Annotated in this window: 15 protein-coding genes; 5 read left to right on the top strand and 10 right to left on the bottom strand. The window is 42.9% G+C overall.

All coding sequences use genetic code 11. The annotated features are described in order from the left end of the window. Window positions 1–56: 56 nt before the first annotated feature. The 8 genes from ACK8P8_RS00380 to ACK8P8_RS00345 all read right to left on the bottom strand — a co-directional run bounded on the left by ACK8P8_RS00380 (window position 57) and on the right by ACK8P8_RS00345 (window position 15,080). Complete coding sequence (locus tag ACK8P8_RS00380) at window positions 57–2,612, bottom strand: zinc-dependent metalloprotease (protein ID WP_369859928.1); 2,556 nt, start codon at window positions 2,610–2,612, stop codon at window positions 57–59. A 16-nt stretch (window positions 2,613–2,628) separates the two neighbouring features. After that, window positions 2,629–4,221: a hypothetical protein gene (locus tag ACK8P8_RS00375; protein ID WP_227215580.1), complete on the bottom strand. Its 1,593-nt coding sequence runs from the start codon at window positions 4,219–4,221 to the stop codon at window positions 2,629–2,631. A gap of 117 nt (window positions 4,222–4,338) precedes the next feature. Then, window positions 4,339–5,244, bottom strand: coding sequence for a hypothetical protein (locus ACK8P8_RS00370; protein WP_410025400.1), 906 nt, complete (start codon window positions 5,242–5,244; stop codon window positions 4,339–4,341). Window positions 5,245–5,254: 10 nt separating this feature from the next. Further along, a complete protein-coding gene (locus ACK8P8_RS00365) occupies window positions 5,255–6,694 on the bottom strand; it encodes a RagB/SusD family nutrient uptake outer membrane protein (RefSeq protein ID WP_227215578.1) in 1,440 nt (479 codons plus the stop codon). Between the two features lie 11 nt (window positions 6,695–6,705). Then, complete coding sequence (locus ACK8P8_RS00360) at window positions 6,706–10,311, bottom strand: SusC/RagA family TonB-linked outer membrane protein (protein WP_227215577.1); 3,606 nt, start codon at window positions 10,309–10,311, stop codon at window positions 6,706–6,708. 80 nt (window positions 10,312–10,391) lie between these two features. Next, window positions 10,392–11,498 carry a FecR family protein gene (locus ACK8P8_RS00355; RefSeq protein WP_369859925.1) on the bottom strand — a complete coding sequence of 369 codons (1,107 nt, stop codon included), beginning with the start codon at window positions 11,496–11,498 and terminating at the stop codon, window positions 10,392–10,394. Window positions 11,499–11,729: 231 nt separating this feature from the next. After that, complete coding sequence (locus ACK8P8_RS00350; protein ID WP_369859924.1) at window positions 11,730–14,516, bottom strand: sensor histidine kinase; 2,787 nt, start codon at window positions 14,514–14,516, stop codon at window positions 11,730–11,732. A 93-nt stretch (window positions 14,517–14,609) separates the two neighbouring features. Then, on the bottom strand, window positions 14,610–15,080 hold the full coding sequence (locus ACK8P8_RS00345) for an RNA polymerase sigma factor (protein ID WP_369860159.1): 471 nt from the start codon (window positions 15,078–15,080) through the stop codon (window positions 14,610–14,612). 279 nt (window positions 15,081–15,359) lie between these two features. Here ACK8P8_RS00345 and ACK8P8_RS00340 point away from each other — a divergent pair, with 279 nt between their 5' ends. The 5 genes from ACK8P8_RS00340 (at window position 15,360) to ACK8P8_RS00320 (ending at window position 22,565) form a co-directional block, all read left to right on the top strand. Continuing rightward, a complete protein-coding gene (locus ACK8P8_RS00340; RefSeq protein ID WP_369859923.1) occupies window positions 15,360–17,216 on the top strand; it encodes a hypothetical protein in 1,857 nt (618 codons plus the stop codon). Window positions 17,217–17,226: 10 nt separating this feature from the next. Next, a complete protein-coding gene (tilS, locus tag ACK8P8_RS00335; RefSeq protein WP_369859922.1) occupies window positions 17,227–18,636 on the top strand; it encodes a tRNA lysidine(34) synthetase TilS in 1,410 nt (469 codons plus the stop codon). A gap of 378 nt (window positions 18,637–19,014) precedes the next feature. After that, window positions 19,015–20,019 carry a type I glyceraldehyde-3-phosphate dehydrogenase gene (gene gap / locus ACK8P8_RS00330; protein ID WP_369859921.1) on the top strand — a complete coding sequence of 335 codons (1,005 nt, stop codon included), beginning with the start codon at window positions 19,015–19,017 and terminating at the stop codon, window positions 20,017–20,019. 204 nt (window positions 20,020–20,223) lie between these two features. Further along, the gene (locus tag ACK8P8_RS00325) at window positions 20,224–21,018 is read left to right on the top strand and encodes a patatin-like phospholipase family protein (protein ID WP_303180857.1); all 795 of its coding nucleotides are present in this window, start codon (window positions 20,224–20,226) and stop codon (window positions 21,016–21,018) included. Window positions 21,019–21,260: 242 nt separating this feature from the next. After that, window positions 21,261–22,565 carry a DEAD/DEAH box helicase gene (locus tag ACK8P8_RS00320; protein ID WP_369859920.1) on the top strand — a complete coding sequence of 435 codons (1,305 nt, stop codon included), beginning with the start codon at window positions 21,261–21,263 and terminating at the stop codon, window positions 22,563–22,565. A gap of 347 nt (window positions 22,566–22,912) precedes the next feature. On the opposite strand, the gene ACK8P8_RS00315 is transcribed toward ACK8P8_RS00320, so the two are convergent. Both ACK8P8_RS00315 and ACK8P8_RS00310 read right to left on the bottom strand, forming a co-directional pair. Next, on the bottom strand, window positions 22,913–24,202 hold the full coding sequence (locus tag ACK8P8_RS00315; protein ID WP_410025398.1) for a redoxin family protein: 1,290 nt from the start codon (window positions 24,200–24,202) through the stop codon (window positions 22,913–22,915). A gap of 33 nt (window positions 24,203–24,235) precedes the next feature. Next, window positions 24,236–26,560, bottom strand: a complete 2,325-nt coding sequence (locus ACK8P8_RS00310; protein WP_369859918.1) for a S9 family peptidase — start codon at window positions 26,558–26,560, stop codon at window positions 24,236–24,238. Window positions 26,561–26,571 lie beyond the last annotated feature (11 nt).

The raw sequence follows: 26,571 nt of genomic DNA, 5'->3' as shown, positions 1-26,571 counted from the left end.
AAAGGGCAAACGCGTGAAAATGCGTTTGCCCTTTCTATCACACATATTCACACGGATCAATCAAACAGATAATTCAATTTCAAGACCAATAAACGATAATGTTCACGGGTCTTATCATTTCCCGTATTCGATCTCGCTTTAGCCGTCTGGTAAGCTTTGCGTAAATACTTCATCACCACCGGACGCTTGTTTGTTCTGTCAATTCTCGGGCTCAAAACAATCTCACTCAAAGGATCTACCGGATTAAAACTATGGGATTCACAATACGCGTGGCAACTACAAGTCGTTTCCATAGCGTAATCCGTCAAAGCCTTGCCACTACCCGCGCTTTTAAACTCTCCTTTATCCATAAACTCTTTCAAATTATCCACGAAAGAATTTTGAAAAGCCATGTCACACAACCGTAAACTTCCTCCCTTGCGAGAGAACATGTAGTCATAGATAATATTCAAATAATCATCTATCGTGAACACGTTCTTCCCGTCGATCTCGTTCAACTGAAGGCGTCCAAGGAACTCGCGAGTCAACATTTCACTAAAGAATTGCGTTTGTTGCACGTACGGCTTTGCCGTGGGCCCCACTATAGCCGTAACTTTATCATTCACGATCCAGTTAGGCAAATCGTTCAAATTCTTCAACACGAACGTCAAAGCCTCCACCTGTTTATTTTTAGGCACGTATTGATACAATTGCACGTTATTATCATCAAACCCTTTAGGGTTAACGTACATCCCTCCCACGTTTACCATAGCATGGTTCATAAAGCGGAAAAATTGCCCTATAATTTCCTTGTAGGTACCCTCAACAGCCGCATATCCCTCATCATTCACGGCCATCCAATCCACGAAATTAGCCGTAACATACTTCAGATTCTTCAATCCGTAAGTATTCGCCTTGATCACATCATCACTCAAATCCTCGGCTTGAGAACGCGGGTCAAAATTAAACTGGAAAACCTGTTGCCCGTAGAAACACATTTTGTTACCGATTTGCTCTTTAATCCATGCCCGCAAAGTCGCTTTCTCGTCATCCGGACTCTCCACGTTCGCCAATACTTGATAGCCATATTTAATAGCAAACATATCATACTCACCCACTAACGGCGGCGTTAATTTCACCCCTTTCTCCATGTCACCGGGTTGTGCCACGTAATTGAAGCGGGCGTAGTCCATGATGGAAGGAGTCGTACCGTATTTTTGAGTGAATTCGGGATCTCTTAACTTCTCCACCGGATAGGCTGCCGATGCCCCGAAATTATGCATCAACCCAAGCGTGTGCCCGATCTCGTGTGCCGCCACGTAACGCATTGCTTCCCCCATGTTCTCGTCGGTCATCACCGGACAACGCACGGAAGGATCTACCGCCGCAGTCTGAATCATCCGCCACTTGTTCAACAAAGTCACCACCCCATACCACGAAATAACATCTCCACACAAAATCTCTCCCGAACGGGGATCTATCCAAGAGGGTCCCATGGAATTTTCTCTCGCGGAAGCCACGAAACGATAGCAATTATAATGAATATCGTCTGGATCAAAATTAGGATCATCCGTCGGGTAATCTTTCACCACGATCGCATTCTTAAACCCGATAGCCTCGAAAGCGATATTCCAATCCGCGATACCCAACTTCACGTATTTTCTCCACTTTTCCGGGATAGCCGGATCCACGTACCACACGATCGGTTTTACCGGTTCAACCAACTCTCCCGCCAAATATTTTTCCATATCCTTGGGTTGCAAATCCCAACGATTGATAATCCCGTAACGTTGCAACTGATCCTGATTCTCGTCAAACAAAAAACGGGTTTCCTCAAAAAATCCGACACGCTCATCCGAATAACGGGGAGTCATCGGCTTCTCCGGCAAAATAACAATATTACGAGCCTCGATTGTGGTCAAGGGACCTTCCTTGTCTGTCGTGTAAGTCATCATACTCTTCACGATAACATTATCCTCGAATGCCTTAAACTCCTCGATTCTGGAACGATCACTCTGGAACGTACCCCCGAATGGCACAAACGCACGCACTTCTGCCGGAAGATCCGGAAACGGGGAAAATTCTGCGATAGAAGACAAGAACAACGAAGTTGCATCAATCACGCAGCTACTGGAATCCTTGGATAATACCTCTATTTTAAAGGCCTTCCAAATCGGCGGGTTACTATGTCTTTTGTATGCCTCGTACATCTCCGAATCCTCCTTGCACTCGTACCTCAAATGCGGGAAATGAATATACACCTTATTCCCATCACACGAAAAAGTAATCAATAGCGGATCCCTATTAATGGTTCCCGGATCAATCTGCCACGTGCGACTCGTCGAGGAAACACGAGAACTGATCAAGAAATCCCGGTTCATGATAGCCTTCGGAATCTCCAGATAAATCTTATCCTTCTTCTTGATCACGTTAAACATCCCCTCTTTCACCTCGGCATCCTTCATGAATTTTTCATACTCACTCGTTGACGTGGCTTTCGAAGTGGAGTCTTTCGACTCCACCTGCTCCTTTGCCGCCTTCTTTTTCTTCTTCTTTCCCCACTCTCCACCGGCAGCATTCACACTAGCAACACTAAAACACAGTAAAATAACAATATACAATACTTTATTCATAACATCTATTTAAAAATTACTTTATTATATCTTCTTCATTCGAGATTCTATCACTATACCAACCTTTTACAAATTGATCCCCCATTATAGGATAACCTCCCCTTTTCAACTTAAATATCTCTATATCACAATTCATCATTTGAAACAACTTCATAACTTGATATATTTTTTTTTCATAATCATTCTCAAATGCATAATGATATTCTTTTCCTTTATAAGTAATAGTTTTATCTACTACAATATCATAAATATTAAATTCAAGATTGTCTAATCTATAAGGATATTCAGTATCACTTAACGCTTCTCCCAGTACTCCAAGTCTTCCCATTGATACCAAAGCATAAACATCATGTTCTAACACAAAATATGCAAAAAGAGGTCCTATAAAATTTTCAGGATATCCTTTTGCCTGTTCTCTTCTTAATACATTATTTACATTTTTTGCAAAGCTATAAATATCAACAAGATCAAAAGTATATTTCATATTTGTATGTAACACATAGACACCCGTGAAATCAGAAACATCATAAGGTTCTGTGTATGGTCTATCTATATCTTTTCCTAAAGGTCCCCCAGGCCTATTCCAATTATAAAGAATACAATAATTTACGTCATGACTTAAATTTTCAAGATACGATTCTATTTTTTGTTCATTCCAACAACACATAATATAATCTTGATATTCAAATATTCCCCATGCTGGCGTTAATTCTTTATAGCATATACATGGATATCGTCCACACTTTTTACAACAAATACAACTTATATTTGTTTTCCCACATTGTGGACATATATGATAACAAATACATGGATTTTCACCACAAGAAGGACAAGCATTAGGATTTTTCTTCAATTCTCCAATTTCTTTCCACCTATTACTAGTATAATACCAATAAAATCCATCATTTAAGCATCTATTTATATTATGCACATCACGCTCGGCAGCAGAAACATCACTTCCATCAAATATGGGTGATATATTAATATTTTCAGCAAGTAAAAGATTTATTAATCCATGTTTTTGCAATTTCAACCATTCACCACTTGGTCTTGCTTTCTTATCTTGAAATACAACAAAAACCCTTTGAACACCAAAAACACCATAAGTCCCTGATAAAAATGAAGCAATATCATTCCTTATATCATCAGGATTTTTCATCAACTCATAAATTTTATTCACAAAAGTCTTATCATAGAAATCCCACGCTCTTTTCCAACAATCTTCGATCTTTTCATTTAGTAAACATCTCGATTGTATCACAAGTTCTGTATCCACGTACTTAGCAATATACAATGAAAGATCTGAACAAGAAAGTTTCTTGGAATAATAACTAATCAAAGAGCGGATTGTATCAGCTTTTAAATATTGTTCTGATAATTCTTTATCCTCACAAGAGTAAATAGCATTCCGATTTTCTTTATACAAAGCTGCGAGATATTGAAAATCATTGCGTTTTATAAGCGAATCATAAACTTCAATATCAATGTTATCAAACATTCTATTATCGAAATTCTCTAATTCGTTTTCTCTCTCTAGAGCGTTCATATTTTCTCTATGGCAAGCATAAAAGAAAAATAGAAAAACAATTAATAATACAAACTTAACCATAGAACTGTTATTAAGATTCTAAATCAAATAAAAGTAATACACCATAAACAATATAAATGTATCATTTTGAAGAGAGCAAATTTCAGGTGGAATTTAGATTCCACCTGAACTATATAATTAATTCTTAGCTTTATACCCCATATTCTTATAATCAATACCAATTTTTTGCAATTCTGCATCAATAATATCCAACCGGGCTTTTACCCTTGGATACTTTGTTGCAATTTCTTGCAATTCTTCGCTAGGTATAGTAAGCATTCCCGTGAAAAAATATTTAAAATCAGTATCATCATAAATAGGAAAATCAGTATAATCATATCCATCATTAGGATCAGTACTCCACCAAGGCTGATAGTGATCAACTACAATACCTGTAAGAAATCCTCGTTCATACCATTCTTCCTTGGGCAATTGAGCACCTTGATAACGCCCACGAAATTCTTTACTCACGGCATAAAAATCCTCCGGAATTACAAACCCACTTCCATATGCAGCACAAAAATCCAATAAAAAACCTAAATTCCATTTAGCAGAAAGTTCTTCTTTTTCTACTTCCGTCATCTTCAAAACATCCTCATTTACTTTTAAAGATACATGATATTTCGTACAATAAATATCTTTATCCATTGGAGTCAATCCTCCCGTATACACAATAGATTTAGCCAAAATAATACTATACGGGAAATATGTTTTTTTAAAATCATCCGAGAATCCGTCCAATAGCATTTCGTTGACAAACTGAATACATTTCAATAAATGTTCCGTATTTTGCGTTGTCTGTTCAACTTTTAAACCAAATTTATATTGGAAATTAAATAAATAATCAGAACTATCCGGATCTGTTATAAATAATTTCCCATATTTATAATAGTATTGCGATACATATTTCCACACAGGATCTGTCGACGTGGTATCATAAGCTCTTTTATAAGTTCCTAAATCCGCATGAATTTTGTCTTCATCAAAACAAGCGGATAAGAGGGCACCACCCAATAATATAGATAATAACAAATATTTTTTCATAACAGCAAACTTATTTTTTTACAATAGTTTCAACTCTCACCACTTGCTCTATCTTCTCGTTACGCCGTTGAATATCCAACGGCAGAGGCAAAATATAATTTGGACTTTCGGCTTCCAATACAAAAGTTTGATATTCATTTTCATCATTAATATCTTGGTATTGATGTTCTACAGGTAATCCCCAACGTCTAATATCAAACCAACGTATGTCTTCAAAACAAAACTCTTTTCGTTTCTCATTCCTCAAAATTTCAATAGCCGCTTCATCTACACTTGCTTCTAATTTTGGCTCCTCCCCTTTCACTCGCTGTTTGTAAACTTGAGTCAAATCCTGCATAGCCAAATCACGCTGATCAGTATAAATATATGCCTCTGCTCTATTAAAATACGCTTCTTCTATGCGATAACACATTCTGTAACATTTCGAATTTGATTCACTAAACTTATATAATACAGCCCCATCATAATCCCAATAAACATAAGAATTTCCTCGAACATCATCAGGATTTTGTTTAATCATATTTTTCAAATCAGGAGAGACACAATATTTTCCAATGCTATAAGAATTACTATTAAAACCAGAAACAGCATCACGATTCCACCAAGAAAACAATAAATTTCCACCATCTCTTGATATCACAGGATGTTCATTACTATAATTATTCCCGGTCATTTTCTCAAGAGGTAATATAGATTTGTTTGTTTCCTCCAATAAATCATTGCAAACCGTTATCACATCTCCATAACGCTTTTGTTCCAAGTAAATCCTAGACAAAAAGAGACGGACAATATCTTTATTCGGACGGAATATCGTATTCTTCTGCTCACCTTTCCCTAAATTAACTAGTGCGGATTTCAAATTTTCTTCAATTAACTCGTATATAGTCGACAAAGATTCCCGTTCATATATCTTATCCAGAATACTAATTTCTTTATTTACTGGGACTCCCATGGCTGTTTTCGCCTGTTCCGCACTTCGATATGGTTCACCGTACATATTCACTAAATACCAGTAAGACATCGCTCGAATAGCTTGTACTTCTCCCAATAAACGATATTTCACGCCCTCTAGATCATCTTCTATTACACTAACATCATTTTCAATCACGTTACACATTAGTATTTTGTGATATAAAAATTCCCATGCAGGATCTATCATCTCATCCCCATCTGGCGTGATTTGGGTTTCTTTCGCCCAACTATACCAATTCTTATATCGAATCCGCTCATCTGATGAGTTTCCTTTTACCCAACTCCCCACGTCATCGCTCATGATTAAAAGGTTGTAACAAGTAGAACTAGAACTTTTATCGATCAATTCTCCATATATTAATTCATTATACTCGATCAATTCTGAAGGGATAATTTTATCATTATCCTTGTAATCCAGAAAATCACTACATGCCACGAACAAACACACGAGAGGCAATATATATATACCTATTTTCATATTTTATCAATTTAGAAAGTCACATTTAGCATTAAAGAATAATTGTGTTGGGGAGGAATAGTTCCAGATCCCAATGTAACCTGTTCAGGATCTCGCCCCTGTAATCCTTTAGGCTTAATAACAAACGGATTCGTTACCCCCAAGCTCACCGACAAAGATTTCAAATATAACTTCCGCACAATATCGGTTGGTAATGAATAAGACATGGATATGGAACGGCAACGTAGAAAATTACCCGATACCACTCGTAAGTCACTATTATTATACATTTGCCAATAATTAGCACCGACTTCCGAATAATGATTTACCATAAAATCCCCCTTATTATCTGGATTTTGGCTATAAATCGTGATTAACTCATCTGATAAAACAGGAATATTAGTACGTTCTTCATCCCCCGGATTTTTCCAACGATTCACGAAATCAGATCCCATGTTCTGTGCGGGATAAGGTAATTTAAAATTATCACCTGCATACAAATCATTCAAACGAATTTTATTACCCAACGATATATTAAACATCGTGTTAAGAGATAAATTTTTATAACGGAAAGACATTGACAAACCTCCAGACACATCCGGTTCTCGTTTTCCGCTGTATTTAAGTGCTGAAGCTAAAGCTTGTTCACGGGTCTGAATTACTACATTTCCATTTTCATCATAATCTTTCACTCCTTTAAATTTCGGTAATCCATTTCCATCCAATCCATCAAACATATAAGAATAAAAAGAATTCAAAGCGTAGCCATTTTTTACAATTGAACCACTTAAATAATCTCCATAGGTACTAGAACGTTCCACGGCATTAGCAACTTCATTATATACTTTAGCCGTGTTAAAAGTCAAACGCCATTCAAAATTTTTCGTTTTGATAGGAGTCGCCACTAAAGAAAGATCCCATCCTTTATTGGTTAAATCACCACCATTAATAGTCACAATCTTTCCCCCGTTAGTTGAAGTGATCTCGACCGACATCAACTGATCTTTACTTGTTCTTTTATAAACATCAAAAGCTCCGGAAAGCGCACCTTTAAACAAACTAAAATCAAGACCTAGATTAAAAGAATAAGTTTTCTCCCATTTCAAATCCCGGTTAGGCAACTGTAACACAGTAGAGGCATATTCTTCTGAATTGGAATTCAACGTTCCCAAACTAGCTATCAAATTCGGATTATGATCATCCGTTACATTAGCTTGAATACCATAAGAAGAACGAATATTAAAACTCGAAATAACATTCAACAATGGATCCATAAAAGGTTCATCCGTCACATTCCAACGACCGGAAAAAGACCATATCGGCAAAAAACGAGCATTTTCTCCTAATTTATTCGAACCTTCTCCCCGTACATTGGCACTCACAACATATTTTCCCCGATAACTATAGGATGCAGTTCCGTAATAAGAAAAATTATTCGTTGTTTTATCAGTAATTACTGGCTTCATTTTTTGCATTGCCAAAGAAGCAGCTTTCCAATCATCTAAATTTTCCAAAGTGACAAATTGCTTTCCTCGTTCTGGTAAATATCCCCATTCTTCTCGTTTATAACCTTCATATTTTACACTTGTCATATCAATTCCTGCTGTAAAGGATATACTATGGACATCCCTAAACAACTTATTCATACTCACGGAAAAACGTCCTGTAAATGAATCATTCACATCATTACTCGACTGCAAAATACCACCATAGGGTATTTTACAATGAATATTTCTCAAATCCAACAACCAATCATCTCGCATAAGACTTTTATCATACCCGTATGGCAACATTCGATATGTCGATACTTGGTAAGTCTGCTCATCATAATAAACCTCGGATTTTGCAGAACTGGTATTATAAGACAATACAGCATTTGCCGATAACCAAGTTGAAAATTTATAATCTAAACTAACATTTGTTGTAATACCACGAACAGATTGTGTATTTCCAGAATGCTGCAATTCATTAAACACATTATAATCCAAAACAATTTGCCCATCTCCAAAAACAGAAACGCCATAATTTCCGTAAAAATAAAGACTTCCATCTTCGTGATATGCAGGCAATGCACGAGATGTTGTGTAAGCATAATTAAATAAATCCTGTGTGGGGCGATCCGTAGTATTAGTATTGGCACTTAAACCTACAGACACATTAAAACGGTCAGATATTTTAAAATCGATATTTGACATGAAGCTAAAACGTTCTCCTTGTTCTTGCAATTGAGCTCCCCGTTGATTGGAATAACCTGCAGAAAAATAATAGCTAGCTCGTTCGCTTCCTCCAGAAACAGACAATGTATGAGATTGACTAAAAGAATTACGGAATAAAAGATCAAACCAATCCGTATTCAATTCTTTCATCGATTTCACCTCTTTATTGAATTGATTCATATCAATTTGATCATTCCATAAACGATACAAAGCACCCTCATATCCTACATCAGTAGGTGAAAATCCGACAAATTGTAAGCCTCGTTTATGTATTTCTTCCGACACTTCAATCCTATCTTTTGAATTCATCATAAACAACCCATCATAACTCGGACGTTCTACAAAATTCATAGATGTACTGTAACGTATAGCCGGAGCACCCGGTTTTCCCCGTTTAGTCGTAATCACAATCACACCGTTAGATGCCTTTGTCCCGTAAAGTGCCGTTGCAGAAGCATCTTTCAAGACATCAATACGCTCAATATCTTCAGGATTTAACCCAGAAATAGCATTACCAATTAAATTCACTTGATCCATACTATTCAAATCCGTTGCATCCAGCGGAACAGGATCTGTCAAGACAACTCCATCCAATACCCAAACCGGTTCACGATTACCTATCACGGTAGACGAACCACGAATACGAATTTTAGGAGCAGCACCTACTGTTGATGTCATTTGCATTACAGACATTCCCGGAACTTTACCCTGTAACATTTGATCAAGTGAAGAACCTACAGGCTCTATAAAATCTTCTGCTTTCAACGTGACAATAGATGAAGTCGATTCTCTTTTCTTCAACACTTGATAACCGGTAATAACCACCTCATCCATTTCATTCACAACCTCCTTCATCACCACCGTTATCGGGGCATCTGACTCGACTAGCACAGATTTTGCCTCCATCCCGACGAAAGAGAAAAGCAACACGCTATTCTCGGAAACTTTAATCTGAAAATTACCATTTGCATCAGTAGCGGTACCCGTCACGGTTCCCTTGATAATCACGGAAACTCCGGGAACAGGTTGCCCCTGCTCGTCCTTCACGACACCTTTCGCCACGATTGACTTATCTTTCTGCACCTCTTTGATCGTGATCAGATTTCCTTCCACCTTGTAAGACAGCTCCGTATCCTTGAAAGCCTCGTCAAGCACTTGTGAAACGGTGGCTTTTTTCAAGTTCATCGTCACCTTCTTCTTGCAGGCATCAATCACTGCCGTGGAATACACCAAACGATAATCATGCTTCTTGATAATTTCCAAGATTTCTTTCACGGTTGCATCTTTCACGTTAATGTCTATCGCTTTTCCCGTTTGCTGTGCAAAAAGCGGAAAGCTAAAACACAAGACTAAAAGACATAACAAACCTTGGAGGGGAATTTTTTTGACATGACTTCCCCAGAAATCAGACATTTTTTTCATACATTTGTAAATTAGAATTTAACATTAATGCCTCTTCGGGCATTAGGACAGAGCGGGTGTTGGTAGCACTCGCTTTTCCTTTATTTATACACAATCACTGTTTTCTCGTTTATTTTAAATTTCACGTTACCGACTTCTGAAATCACATCCAAAATCTTATCGACTTGGGCGTATTTGTCAATGCTCACGAAATATTTCTCCCGCTTGGCGTCCGGATTCTCGTAAAACACGTTGAAACCGTACCAATTCGCCAACTTATCCAATATCTGCTCCAACTCCACGTCCCGGAAATAAAACATATTGTCTTTCCACGAGATAATGGCATCCATATCCGTGACGTCCACCACGTTTATCACGTCTCCGGCTACCGCTTGCTGGAAAGGTTTCAATATAACGCTCGTCCCGTCACGGCTCACTTCCACCCGTCCTTCCACCAGCGTTGTTTCAATCACCCGACCGGATGAAGCCTTCACGTTAAAATGTGTACCCAACACCCGGATATCGCCGTTTCCCGTGTGAACGATAAAAGGATGCCGGTCGTCCTTCTCCACCTCCAAGTAAATCTCGCCTCTCTCCAAATAAATATCACGGGTTGCCCCGGCGAAGGTTACCGGGAACCTTAACCGTGTTTCCTCGTTAAACCACACTCTTGTACCGTCAGCCAAAGAAACATGATATTCACCGCCTTTAGGTACTTCCACGGTATTGTAAACGAGCGTTTCCTCTTCTTCCACTACTTGATTCTTCTCGTATGCCAATTCGTTTCCCCGGTTCACGGCATGAAGCGTGATTTGTTCCTCCTTGACCTCACGACCCAGATTCACCACTTTCCCGTCATCCAGAATCAACCGGGGTTGCTTGCGCTCCGGTGCCGGTAAAGTTTTTTCAACTTGTGCCACAACTACCGCGGGAGATTGTTTCTCTTTATCTAACAGGAAATACACGGCTATCGCTAACGGCAATATCAGAATCGCCGCATAACGTGCCACTACCATGAACCGACGGGGACGTTTCCTCGCGTTCACGATTCGCTCGTGTAATTCCCGGCTTGTTGCTCTCGCTTTCATCTGCCGGTAGTCCTCGTCGCTGATATTCAATCTTGCCCGTATCTCCTCCAACCGCCGGGCATCTTCCCCCGACAAGCAATCAAAAATATCTTTTGTTATTAATTTCTTCAGTTCTTCCATTATCTATTTCGTCTTTCTAAACATGATACACATCAGAAAGAAAAATGTATGAACAAAAACGCCACTTTTAACACACATTAACTAATAACACGAAAAAACGAAAAGATTAAACGGGAAGCGTTCCCCTTGGCATATAACAGGTAAACACGGGCAAGTCAGTATCATAGCAGACATAGCTACTTGCTCCCGGCTTTCCGCGGGGATACTAGATTTTCTAAAAAGTACGCATTTTTATTGACTTACTGCATGAGTAAACCAGAAACGGGAACCTTTGCCCGGTTCCGATTCCACCCCGATGCGACCGCCCAATTGCTCGACAATACTCTTGCAAATAGAAAGTCCCAATCCAGTGCCGTGAACAAAGGTGTTCAACTTCACGAAACGATCGAATATGTTTTTCTGTTTTTCCGGTTCAATACCAATTCCCGTATCCCGAACGGCAAACTCTATCTCTTTGCCTATTCTCCGGCAACTGACCACGATCTCGCCCGAAGAGGTGAACTTAAAAGCATTATTCACGAAATTGGATATAATCTGGTGAATACGATTCTTATCACTATATATATGACAATTCTCCGGACAAGGCTCAAAACGGAGTACAACACCCGCCGGAACCTTGACTTGCAGGGAAGCCACCACGTCCTCGCACAAGGGATTTATCTCGATATCACCGCACACCATCTCGAAAGTACCCGCTTCTATCTTGGACAAATCCAATATATCGGAAATCAATTGCAGAAGCAGTTCATTGTTCTCCTCCACGATACTGATATACTGTTGCTTTTCCGACTCATCCTGCGCGTAAGCCAGCAAATTGGAGAACCCGACGATAGCATTCAACGGGGTACGAATCTCGTGACTCATGTTCGCGAGGAAAGCAGATTTCAACCGATCAGACTCTTCCGCCCGATCCCTTGCCTTAATCAATTTCATCTCGGTTTCCTTCAAATCCGTGATATCGTAATTGATGCATATCATCTCGATCATACCGTCTTGTGGACGATAATCCCGCACAAGCACGTTCACGCAAGTCCACGTGTAACTGCCGTCTTCCCTTAATACCCTGACATCTTTACGGATGTACGACATTTCGCCCCGTATCACTTTATCCCAGAAATCAAGTACCACGGCACGATCTTCCGGGTGGAAATGACCGTGTACCCGAATAATCTGCTGTAACGAGGTTCCTCGTTCCTCTCCCACGTTCCGGTACCAGCTATCCAACGCATACCCCTCTCTTGTCAACACGTTGAAATGGGCGTATCCTACCTTGGCATAATCACCGACCAACGTGAAGAAATCTTTAAATTCTTTGATCTGGTTATACGCTTTTGTCGCTTCCGTCCGATCCACGCTAATCAAAAGATAATTTGTCAAGTTACCCGCGGCATCATAAAGCGTGGTTACTCGCGTCAATAAATTGAGGATACCTGTCTTGGAAGTTTGATACATTTCACCAATTTTGGAAAAGTCGTAATCTATCGAAAAATCGGCACTTTCCCTTCTCCTCAATTTATCTTTCACCTCCTCGGGAACCATCGGATTTTTAAACAGGTTAATGCCTAGAACAGCTTCTTTCGAGTCCAAACCGAATATTTCCAAGTCTTTGTCATTCACGTCCTCGAGAATCCCGTTTCTGTTGTACAATTCGATAGCCACGGGAATATTCTTGTATATGTTCCGTAATAACCGTTCACTCCGGTCCAACGCCTCGTGAGCCTTGAAAGTATCTGTCATGTCGGAGAACATCAGCACCACTTCATCCTTGCAAGGAGAATACATCACGGAATGAAAATATTTATCGACTCCCGACCGGTAGTAATTTATCTCTCTCGGACCTTCTCCTTTCACCACGCTTTCCAAGTCAGCTATATGCTCTTGTATATCTTCTTCGTCCACTTCACTTGCCAGTCTGCCGATCCATCGCTCGTCTTTGAGATTGTACAAGTAACGGGCCATATTATTAGAGTCTATAAAGCGATAATCTTTCACCCGCCCTTGTTCATCGTACACCATTCGCATCCGCACGTATCCCACCGGCATATGGCGATATAGATTATCCAAGTATTCTTTCTCCACCTGAGCTTTAATCTCGGACTTCCGGAACTCCATGCAAATACCCACGATATTTACCAAAGAGGCAAACCACTGGTAATCCTCGTTTCTCCACACGTGGGGTTTATCCAATATATCCACACCCGCGTACCCGGACACCCCGTTTCTGGATATCATCGGGACAACCATGCAAGATTTCACCCCTTGTTCCATGAGACGCGTTTTCTCAGCTGTAGCTTCTTCCGGCAATTCGTCCAAGTTTGTCAAAATAATAGGGGATGCTTTTTGTGCCAGTTGCTCCGTCCACCAAGGTATTTCACACATGGGGAAATCCTCCATGTAATCTTTTTTCTTGAAAGACTTGTAACTTCCCGCCTCGTAACTGCAAGTCTGTGTTTTCTTTTCCCAATCGTACTCTATGATATAGGTACATCCCTCCGGGTAATATTGCATGATATCTCCCAGAATCTTGTTCACGACACCGCTCAAGTCGTCCGAACGCAACAAGGATAATAAAGAACGGGATATACTGTTTTGCTGCACAAACAGGTTATTCACCCGTTGCAAGGCAGTAGTACTCGTGTCCATACTTTCCGGTACATCCAGACATTCCATGAAGCCAAAAGTTCTCATGCCCCCCTCTTCATCCACCTCCTTGGTACACAGTTTAACCCGAAGCCAGATAATTTCACCGTGAATTTCCACCGGGTACACTTGATCATACACGTTCTGAGTTTTACCGAAAACAAATTCATTTACCGTGCGCAAACGGTAATCCTCCCGAATGAAACCCCGAAAATCCTCGAAACTGATAACGCCGTCTTCTCCCAAGCCAAACAAATCACGAATGAACTCGGAACACACGTAGCATTGTCTTTTAAAATCCGCCTCCCACCAACCCATCCGGGCTTTCTTCATCAACTCGGGGACACGAGCATCACTAAACCGATCCTTGCTATCCACTTTATATCATTTTTAATTCTTAGTAAACAAACACCTAACGTCACAAAAATAGCAAAATATCAAGCAGCAATCTCTTTTCGGACAAAAATAAAATCAAATTTCATTTTTCAATGCCTGACGAATTTTAGCGTAGGCTTCCTTTTTATAATGCCGTACCGTGTTGTACTCCATATCAATCTGTTCTGCAATCTCTTTCGTGGAATATCCCTGTAAGGCCAATTCAAGAATCCGCCGTTCTTTCTTGGGTAAACGGGCGATCAACTCGTACATGTAGTCATGCGTATCGATAACCGCGAACTCAGTCATCAACTCCGGCGGTGTTTCCGTGTAAACGGGACGAACGTTACGCAGGAAATTAAGGCACAGGTTCTTCACCGTGGAATAAAGATACGAACGCTGTTCCGCCTCATTCCGTTCGGCCACAATACGGGCATACCCGTTCACGAATGCCTGATGAACGATATCCTCCGCTTCTTCCGGACAATATCGGGCAGCGTAGACACGCAATTCAGGTTTCAATTTGCAATATAACCGTGCAATTATCTTATCTCTATCCTCTGTCATATGTACCAATCCCACGTGAATTTCAAGCCTTCCGCCATCTAGCAGCGGAATGGAAATAAACCTTCGTTTATTAATAGTCTGTTTCGAGAGAATCCAAGATTATCCGTATCGTTGTAATTATTCCCGTATTACCATGATAATAAGCAAGAAATAAAAAAACACTAATTTTGGTATTTGTGTGTGATTATTACTATTTTTGAGCGTCAATAAACGAACCTTTAATGATATTCCTCAAATTATACCTACTTTTGCCTCATAATTAAGAAAACCGTTTTGATAATGAAATATATCTGCTTGATTACAACTCTTTCTTGTATCATATTTTGTTCTTGCCGGGATACATCCCCGCACTTGGAGTATGCTTTGCAAGCCAGTGAAGCCAACCGGGCGGAACTGGAAAAAGTACTGAAACACTATTCCCAAAATCCCGAAGACAGTCTAAAACTGCAAGCAGCCCTATTTCTTATAGAAAACATGCCGGAACATTTCTCTTATAGCGGGCAATTTCTTCAGGATTTCAAGCAAATAGTCGACACGACGATACAAGATTACCTGTTAAAAAAAGTGATTCTCATGCAACCCGCCCGTTACTCACGTTCACGCCAGCAACTACAAATAGAAGCGGACATCAAGCACGTGCAAGCGGATTACCTTATATATAATATAGACAAAGCATTTGAACAATGGACTACCCGCCCGTGGCTGGAAGGAATATCTTTCAAGGACTTTCTGGAATACCTTCTTCCCTATCGTATCGGCAACGAAACGTTGGATTACTGGCGGGATTCACTTGCCCCGGAACAGGAAAAATACATACGGGAAGCTATACAATACTTCGACGACCGCAAATTCTCCGTCTACAACATCAGCAAACAAGTCAGCGACCATACCTTGTCCTACAAAACCAACACGGGTTCCGTGGCAAACATTCCATTCACCATCTCGGAATGTGTATTTACCAGCCGACTGGAATTACTGGCATTCCGCATGGCGGGTATTCCCGCAGCCATTGACCACGTGCCTTGCTGGGCGGACATGAACGGTTTTCACGAGTGGACGGTAGTCATCGATCCCAAGAAACTGGATATATTGCACGGGCAACTGGAAACCAAAAACGCCCCGAAAGTATTCCGTCGCACTTACGCCGTGAATGAAATTCCGAAACCCGAAGGGGATGAATACATTCCACCTTTTTTCCGCGACCCGTTTAACCGGGATGTTACCCGTAAATATCAAGCGACATCCGACGTGACCGTGAAAGCGGATATTCCCGGTCGCCGCCATTCGATACACCACGCCTATCTCGCCATTTTCAACGATCGCCAACTGCGCATCGTTGATTGGGGTAAAGTAAAACGAAATAAGGCGGTCTTCCGTGATCTCGGGCGAAACATCATTTATTTCCCCGTCCATTTTGAAAACGATCTCCAGAAGAACTTTTCTTATCCTTTCATTCTCCGCGCAAATGGCACAACCACCTCTTTACAACCGGACAAAGCACACTTGCAGACCGTAAAACTCACCCGAAAATACCCGTTACACAGTAATAAGGTATATCATGGCAACGCGCTCGTCGGAGCTAATTTCAGATGTTCCAACGATGCCTCGTTCAAAACTTCCCGACTCGTGTATAGCGTAGACCGGAACCCTAACATGTACCCGGTAATCGTTCCCGTGGACACGACACAAAAATACCGTTACTGGCTGTTCGACCACACGAAAATGGCAGAACTCTCCGAGTGGACCTTCAAGGATAATAAGGGGAATGTCATCCGGGGAAAAGGCATCGATCCGATCGGCGAAAGTTCAAGGACAGACAACATCTTTGACGGTAACGCCCTCAGCTACGGGCGTCTTTCCCGACAGTTCATGATTGATTTCGGCGAACCCGTCAGTATCTCGGAAATGCATTACTTGCCCCGGAACGACGCGAACGGCATCTATCCCGGCAACGAGTACGAACTTTTTTACTTTGACCGGGACGGTTGGCAATCGCTTGGCAGCAAAATAGCCGAGGGATATGAAATCGAGTTTGACGCGGTTCCTTCCAACGCGGTCTATTGGCTTCAAAACCACACAACTGGCAAAGAAGAACGCGTTTTCACCATACAGGACGGCAAACAACGTTTCTGGTAAAAAACTTGCCATGCAAGAAAAAAATCCGCCCTCGTTATTTGAATGTCGGGAAAAATGGCTAATTTTAGGGGAATCATTAAATGGAAAGGTTATGTTGGACACGATAAAAAAATTCCTGAAGGAACATGATATTGATGAAAAAGCGGGATTCATCATCACCGTCAGCGGTGGTGCCGATTCCATCACACTGCTTCACGCGTTCAAGTACTTGAATTTAAGAATACACGCCTTGCACTGCAATTTCAATCTCCGGGGCAAGGAATCCAATATGGACGAGCAATTCGTGAAACGCTTTTGTGAAACTTACGGGATTCCCATGAGCGTGAAACGTTTTGAAACGCGGGAATACGCCCAGAAAAAAGGCATCAGCATAGAAATGGCGGCACGGGAATTACGCTACGCGTGGTTCGAGGAAATGCGGCTGAAGAAAAAAATGGATTACATCGTCGTGGGACACCATGCCGACGATTTGGCAGAAACACTCTTCATTAATATATGCCGCGGAACCGGAATAAAAGGATTAACGGGTATTCGTCCCGTCAAGGATAAAATACTGCGTCCTCTCCTGTCCCGCTCGCGGGAAGAGATTATCGCGTACATAGAGCAAAACCAGCTCGGTTACCGTACCGACTCGACGAACAATTCCCTCGATTACGTGCGGAATAAAATCCGCCACCTGATTATTCCCGTCTGCAAGGAAATCAATCCTTCCTTCCTCAACACCGTGCAGGAAAATTGCAACACGCTGAAAGAGGTGGAACAAATCTACAAGTACGGCATCGACTGCCTGAAAGCAAACATCGTCAGTGAAGAAAACGGCGAAATACTTATTGACATCCAAAAGACAATGGCATCGCCCGCCCCCTACACGTTCCTGTTCGAATTTCTAAGACCTTACGGGTTCAACGCCACCCAAATAGAAGATATACTCCATAGCAACGAAGCCATCCCCGGCAAGCAATTCGAAGCGGGAGAATACCTGCTCACGAAAGGCAGAGTGTACTGGCGGCTTTTCAACATTCTGGAAAAAGAAGAAGAACGCACGCTTCTGGCAGACAGCGGGGAATATCACCTCGACGATTACACTTTCACGCTCGGGGAACAAGAGATTGACGATTCATTCCAAGTCCCACAAGATTCCGAAATCGGATGCTTCGACCTCGACAAAATCACATATCCCCTAGTCTTACGCCACTGGTCAACAGGCGATTGGTTCTGTCCTCTCGGCATGAAACGCAGCAAGAAAAAACTGAGTGACTTCTTCACTGACCTGAAATTCAGTGCCAAACAGAAAAAAGAATGCCTCATCCTCCAATCCGGCAAAGACATTATCTGGGTAGTAGGCCACCGCATCGACGACCGGTACAAAGTCTCTCCCGCAACGAAAAGGGTACTGACTGTAAAAAGGGATACCAAATGAGTTCATAAAGTTTATAAAGTAACAGGTGTCCTTCGGACAGAGTTTAACGGCAGCCCACGCTGCCGTAGACACAAAACCTTATGAACCTTATGAACTTTACAAACCTTATAAACTAAAAAAAAGAGGCATAAGCCTCTTTTTTTTAACACACTAACAATAAATTTACTACACTTATAAAAGCAAAAAACATTTCCTTTCATTGCAGGGACAAAGATACAAATCTAAAACGTTTGCGCAAACTTTTTTCACAAAAAAAACGTTCGCGTATAACTAATCTAAAAGTTTTTTGTTTTTCATTTTTTTATCCATACTTTTGTGTGAGTTTACGACATTAAACGAGAGAGTTAACATCATTATTAATCAAATAATAAAAGAAAAATGTCAAAGATTAAAGTTGGTATCAACGGATTCGGACGCATCGGTCGTCTGGTTTTCCGTGCTGCAATGACGAGAAACGATATTGAAATCGTGGGTATTAATGACCTGATCGACGTCGATTACATGGTTTATATGTTGAAATATGACACCATGCACGGTCGTTTCAACGGAACCGTTGAGGCTAAAGACGGCAAACTCGTGGTGAACGGACACGCTATCCGCGTTACGGCTGAAAGAAACCCGGAAGATTTGAAATGGAATGAAGTAGGCGCGGAATACGTGGTAGAGTCTACCGGACTTTTCTTAACGAAAGAAAAAGCGGAAGCTCACTTGAAAGCAGGTGCTAAACGCGTGGTTATGTCCGCCCCGTCAAAAGACGACACCCCGATGTTCGTCATGGGAGTAAACAACAAGTCATACGCGGGACAAGCTATCGTTTCCAACGCTTCTTGTACCACGAACTGCTTGGCTCCGTTGGCTAAAGTACTTCATGACAAATTCGGTATCGTTGAAGGTTTGATGACTACCGTACACGCCACGACCGCTACCCAAAAAACAGTTGACGGTCCTTCCATGAAAGACTGGAGAGGCGGACGCGCGGCAGCAGGAAACATCATCCCGTCTTCTACCGGGGCAGCGAAAGCCGTGGGTAAAGTAATCCCGGAATTGAACGGCAAATTAACCGGTATGTCATTCCGCGTTCCGACGTTGGACGTATCCGTGGTTGACCTGACCTGCCGTCTGGAAAAAGCAGCTACCTATGACGAAATCAAAGCAGCGATGAAAGATGCTTCTGAAAACGAATTGAAAGGAATCCTCGGCTACACCGAAGAAGAAGTAGTATCATCAGATTTCTTGGGAGATGCCCGCACTTCTATTTTCGACGCGAAAGCAGGTATCGCATTGAACTCCAATTTCGTGAAACTCGTATCTTGGTACGACAACGAATGGGGTTACTCGAACAAAGTACTCGAGTTAATCGCTCACATGGCTACTGTAAAATAATAAAAAGGGGCGATAGCCCCTTTTTTTAGTCCATAAAGTCCGTAAGGTCAAAAGTCCATAAGGTCACGGGTGTCCTTCGGACTGAGTTTTACGGCAACCACGGTTGCCGTAAACAAAGCGCCCCGCAGGGGTCCATGGACTTTTGACCTTATGGACTTTATAGACCTTACGGACTTTATAAACCTTATAAACTTTACAAACTCAATGAATCAAGAAAAACGTCCATTCCATATCGGTTTGGCATTAAGCGGAGGAGGAGCCCGAGGATTCGCCCATCTGGGAGTGTTCAAGGCAATGCAGGAGTTAGGAATCAAACCGGACATCATATCCGGAACCAGTGCGGGAGCAATAGCGGGCGTCATGTTCGCTTCCGGGCACACGGCAGAGGAAGGCGTGGATTTTTTCAAGGGGAAAAAACTTCTCGACTTTGCCCGTCCTCTCGTGTCTAAAACCGGGATAATGAACATGAACGGGATGGGAAAACGATTATCCGAATTTATTCAAGCAAAAACATTTGAAGACCTGCAAATACCGCTGGTCGTCACTGCCACGAACATGAACTTGGGAATACCCACGCACTTCAACAGTGGCGAGCTTGTACCCCGTGTATTGGCATCCTGTTCCATACCTATCGTGTTCGTACCCGTCAATATTGACAACCACCTGTATTCCGACGGGGGTGTTTTTATGAATTTTCCCGTACGCCCTATTCGTGACCTTTGCGACATCGTCATCGGGGTGCATATCGACCCGTTGGAACCCAGCAACCACATCAAAAGCATCGTGCATCTTGCCGAACGTTCGTTTCACATGGGTATCCTGTCTAACATGAGTATCGACACCCAACTCTGTGATATCGTCATCGTTCCCCGGCATATCAGCCGTTTCAGCATGTTCGACCTCAACAACGTCGAGGACATCATGGAAGAAGGCTACAAACAAGCCAAAATAGTCTTCGACCGTCCAAGAGTCAAGAAGAAATTGAAAATGGAGAATTGAAAATTGAAAATGCAAACTCCTCCGTCGGCTTCGCCGCCACCTCCTCTATAAACAGAGGAAGAGCTGGTAATTTTAGCCAAAGATGGTGAGTAACTAAGCTCTCCCTCTGTTTATAGAGGGAAACTGGCGAGTAAGCGAGAGTAGTGGGGAAACTTGTTTCCCCGTTACCGAGCGAGAGCCAGTTCGAGCGATAACTCAATACGGCGAAGCCGGGAGGGAGTTTTTTTATTGAACTTTTAATCATGAATACTCAAGAACTACTCGAAAATATCGGAATCACCTCTTTGAACGAGATGCAGGAAGCATCCTTGAGAGCCTACAAGCAATCAGATAATATCATCCTGCTCTCTCCTACCGGCTCGGGTAAAACGCTCGCGTTTCTACTTCCCTTGATAGAGTCATTAGACACTGAAAAAAACGATATACAAGCCTTGATTCTCACCCCGGCACGGGAACTCGCCATGCAGATAGAAAACGTTTTCCGCTCCTTGAAAAGCGGTCTAAGAGTGGTTTGTTGCTATGGCGGTCATGACATCAACGTGGAAACCAGAAGTCTTGCCCACGCTCCCGCTTTACTTATCGGAACCCCGGGGCGTATTCTCGACCACATCGAACACGGAACAATAAATATCAGTACCGTTTCCACCATCATACTGGATGAATTTGACAAATCGTTGGAATTCGGTTTCCTCTGTGAAATGGAACGTATATTTTCATACCTCCCGAACCTCCATAAACGGGTTCTCACTTCCGCCACAAACGTGGTCGACATTCCGGCTTTCACGGGAGTCGTTTCTCCTTGCACGTTGGATTTCCAGCATAACGCGGCTCCCGATTTGACCGTCAAATCGGTCTATTCGCGAGGAGAGAGCAAACTCGACACGCTATACCAATTACTCTGCGAACTGGACGAAGCACCCGTTCTTATATTTTGTAACTTCCGGGAACGGGCAGAGGAAGTCAGCGATTACTTGTGGGAGCGGGAAGTGGACAATCAATTCTTTCACGGGGGAATGGAACAGGACGAACGGGAACGGGCTCTATGCAAATTCCGCAACGGAAGCACGAACATATTCATATCCACCGATTTGGCATCCCGCGGCTTGGATATCCCGGAAATAAAATACATTATCCACTACCACCTGCCCAAAAAAGAGGACGCTTTCATACATCGCAACGGCAGAACGGCACGCATGAACGCCTCCGGTACCGCCTTTCTCCTGTTCGACGACGAAGACGAACTACCGGAATACCTGACGGAAGCACCGGAAACATTCTCCCTGACAGGAAAAAATTCTTCTCCCGCAACTCCCCGCTGGACAACCCTATACATCGGGAAAGGCAAAAAAGACAAAGTGAACAAAATGGATATCGTAGGCTTCCTCTGCCAGAAAGGACAACTTAAAAAAGAGGACATCGGTAAAATAGAAGTCAAAGATTATCACTCCTTTGTCGCCGTACGGCGAGGCAATATCCGTCAACTACTCTCCCGCGTTCGAAACGAGAAAATCAAAAACATGAAGACCAAAATCGACATAGCGAGATAAAGAAGACGCCATCGGGCTACTCCCGCGCATCCTTTACAGGGAACCTTCTCCCACGCTTCCCTAGACCATGAACGTATCATCTTCGAAGCATGAACGTATCATGGACGACGACGTGCGTTTATGATACGTTCGTGAGGCGAAAGTGTTGTACTTTTAAGGTTAAGCAAGAGTAACTCTAGAATAGCGTAACCATTTAGGTTTGATACCTCCCCGTGTAATGTCCTACAATTCTCACACTACCGTTGTTCACTCTATCGGCAGTATCTCAACAGCGTCTGAACAACGAGAGAAAAACGAGTGAAGGAGCCTATTTCAGCAGAAATGCTCCTTCCATATAACCGTTATTCTTACAACAACAAGCCGTCCAACAATTCCACCGTGGCGGGGTCGGAAGGTCGGGTAACGTTCGCGTCAAACACTTTACCCTCTTTATCAAGGATAATAAAGCGAGGAATGGCGTTTATCATGAAAAGGTCGGAAAACTCGGAATACGTGGGAACTGTCTTGATGAGCTGTACACCACCGAGCTTTTGTTCTTTCACCATGTTTTTCCATTTATTACTATCGCTATCGCTGGATATGCTGACAAAAACGATGTCTTTTCCTTTATACTTGTGTTCCAACTGTTTCAATGCCGGCAATTGTTGCTTGCAAGGACCGCACCACGTTGCCCAACAATCGATATACACGTACTTGCCCTTGAATTCTGATAGCGCAACTTCCTTATCATCAATATCCAGAAAAGTAAACTCGGGTATGGATTGTCCTTTCGCCACCCGATTCCATTTCACGTATAACTCCTCGACGGCTTGCCTTACCCGGGGAGAATGTACCTTCTGCCGGAACATGTCCATTAACCCGTCTATCGATTCCACCCCTCTTCTTTCCATGTATCTCGATAAAACGGAATTTAGCGCAAAATCGGCTACCGCCGTATCTTGAATATTTTGCACGATATATTCCAACTGTCCTTTAGCATAGCCATAGGGGGTAGTTTGTCCTTCACCACCGATAGCATACAAACCATCCAATAAAAAGGCTTGATAATCCTCGGTCACGAGAAGTTCCGGGTTTTCCTTTAATTGCTCTTTCAAATAAGGATAAAGAGCATTCCCCCATTTCTTGTAAACAGAAAAGGAACGCAGGACATTATAACGCTGGCGCTCGCTCTCCAAGCGGATAAAATCGGGAGAAAGGGCAAGAGCCTGCAAAGCCTCCACCCGCTGACGTACCGTGTCGTCCAACAAGCGAATAACCCCGTCATCCTCAGACAAGTTATTCATAACACGCATATTAGGTCTTGTCTGTTCTTCCATATATTGATTTTCCCGTGCACCTCCGCCCTCGAATGAATAACGGGAAACCCCGGGTTGCACATGACGGGTAAAACGGACGGTCAAATCTTGTCCCCGTTCCACGAATATCATTTTACCGGTGCGCCCGAAGCGCAGGAGCGCGTAACCCGAGGGCACATTCTCCAACTCGAACCGAATGGTATTCGCTGTATCTCTCACCGCCTTCCATTCCTGATTTCCAATACTTAATGATGCTTCCGGCAATTCCACGTCCGGAGAAGTGAAGGATACGACGGTCCGGCGGGATTGACATCCCACCAGAAGCATCGTAAACACAAACATAAAAACAGTTTTATTAATCATCTCGTTGCTATTTTACTGGTTATACTCGTCCATCTCGGTAAAATTCTCGGAAGAGTAATCCCCCAAAAGGTGTTTCGCAAAATGGAACCATATTTTACGGCGCCAGAAGAGGTCCGCCGCTCCCCGGTACAAGTGTTTCTGCCCGGGCAAGACGTACATATCGAAATTCTTTCCGGCTTTCAACAAAGCATCTACCAGACGCAAGGTATGACCGGGATGCACGTTGTCGTCCTCGTCCCCTGTTACCACCAAGAGATGCCCTTTCAGATTTTTGACCAATTCCATGTTGGTCGGTACTTTACAAGTAAACACGGTATCTTTCCCTTTCACGGTCTGGGTTACCCCGTGGAAAGTTTCTCCCCACGCCTGATTGTACATGTTGTTGTCGTGATTACCGGAAGAGGCTACCGCCGCCTTGTAAAACTCGGGATAAGTGCAAATCGCTGCGGCGGACATAAAGCCACCGCCGGAATGACCGAATATGCCCACCCGATTGATATCTATAAACGAGTGACGGGCAGCCAATTGCTCCAACCCGTGCTTGTCGTCTGCCAACGCGTAATCCCGAAGATTCCCGTACCCGTAAGTACGGTAATACTTGTCCCGCAGGGGACTGCCACCCCGGTGTCCCATGTTCACGACGATGAAACCGACTTGCGCCAATGCCGCGTTGTGATTACCTGTTGCCGTGAAATTCAAATCCATTGCCTCCTGCTGGGGACCGGGATAAACGTACGAGATAATCGGGTAGTGACGGGTGGAATCAAAATCGAAAGGCTTCCACATCACCCCGTAAAGGTCCGTCACGCCATCGGCGGCTTTCACCGTGAATCGCTCCGGCATTTTCCATCCCATGGCATAGAGCGCGCTCAAATCCGCTTCCGCCAAATCGCAAATCAATTTACCGTTTTTATCCCGCAACACGGAACGAGGTGCCAAATCCACCCTTGAATAATTGTCCACGAAGTAATTCCCGGACGGACTCATGACCACGTTATGGTTAGCATCCTCCGGTGTCAACAGTTCCACCCGACCGTTTCCGTCTAAAACGGCTTTATAAAGACAAGCGTAATAAGGATTCATGCCTTTCTCCCGCCCGTGTCCCGTGACATAAAGCTCCCGGCGATTCGTGTCGAGGCGGACGATTTTCTCTGCCATCCAGTTACCGGAAGTGATTGCCCCGCGGTACTGTCCGTCAGCAGAGTACAGGTAATAGTGTCCCCACCCGGTACGCTCCGACCACCAGATAAATTCCCGGTCACCATTCAGGAAGGTAATCGATTGATAGCGGTCGCTGAAATAAGGTTTGCACACCTCGTTCAGCACCACGGTTACCTCTCCCGTTTCCGTGTTCACCTTGCAAATATCCAACTCGTCGCACGTCCGGCGTGTGCGCTGCACGTACAGGTAGCGGCTATCTTTGGAAACGTATAATAATTTCACTTTCTGGTCTTTCCACTTCTCTAGGGCTACTTTCGTGACCTTTCCCGTTTCCGCGTCTATCAAGGAAAGCTCGTATTGTGTCACCTTCTTGTCACCCGGCATCGTGTATTTTCCACTGCCGCTGACAGGTGTCACAAGGCGAGGGCGTCCTCCCCCCGCGGAAGAAACCACAAGCAAAGTGCCAATGCCCCGATTATCTTCCCGTATCACGAACAAACGGCGAGTACCTTTCAGCCAACGGGCTTTCGCGGTGAAAATATCCACTGCCTCCCCCACTTCATTGTCCGAGTAAGAGAAATTCTCCATCCCGTCATCCGTGATACGCCGAGCCAAAGAATCCGGTTCATCGCCTTTCCGCAGCCAGATGTTATGTCCCCGGGAAAACACCGCGTACGAGCTGTCCGGGGCGTATGAATACATCAATGCCAAGCGGTTGTACACCTTTCTATCAGTCGATTTCACCTCGGGACGAGGAAGCTCGGAACATTGTCCCGATACCCGGTCATACTTGATAGTGACGCCTTGAACCATGAAAGAAAAACTCTTACCATCCTCGGCAAAGTTCGGCGTGATATTCAAATCTCTCGTGTTAAATGTCTTGTTCGTGATTTCACTGACCCGAGCAGCCATATCCTCGCTGTCGAACAACAATTGTTGTTTCTTGCTTTTCGGGTTCACGATGTAATAATTATTCCCCCGACTCGTTTTGTACGAGTACCAGAATTGCTCGCTATCCGGCAGGTAATTCGGTTTCACCTCCCGGGAGAAAACGACGCCTCCCATCTTGGAAACCAAGTACTTGTCCGCCAGTTTATAATTTGCTTTCTGTTGCCCGAGTACCGTGCCGGACAACAGAAAGCAAAACGAGTATATCAATAGATTGTATAACCTCATTTTCAATGATT

It is taken from the genome of Butyricimonas muris, assembly GCF_046365375.1.
In the GTDB taxonomy this organism is placed as follows: domain Bacteria; phylum Bacteroidota; class Bacteroidia; order Bacteroidales; family Marinifilaceae; genus Butyricimonas; species Butyricimonas muris.
Note: the sequence above shows the minus strand (reverse complement) of the source record. Positions and strands in the feature narration are given on the sequence as shown.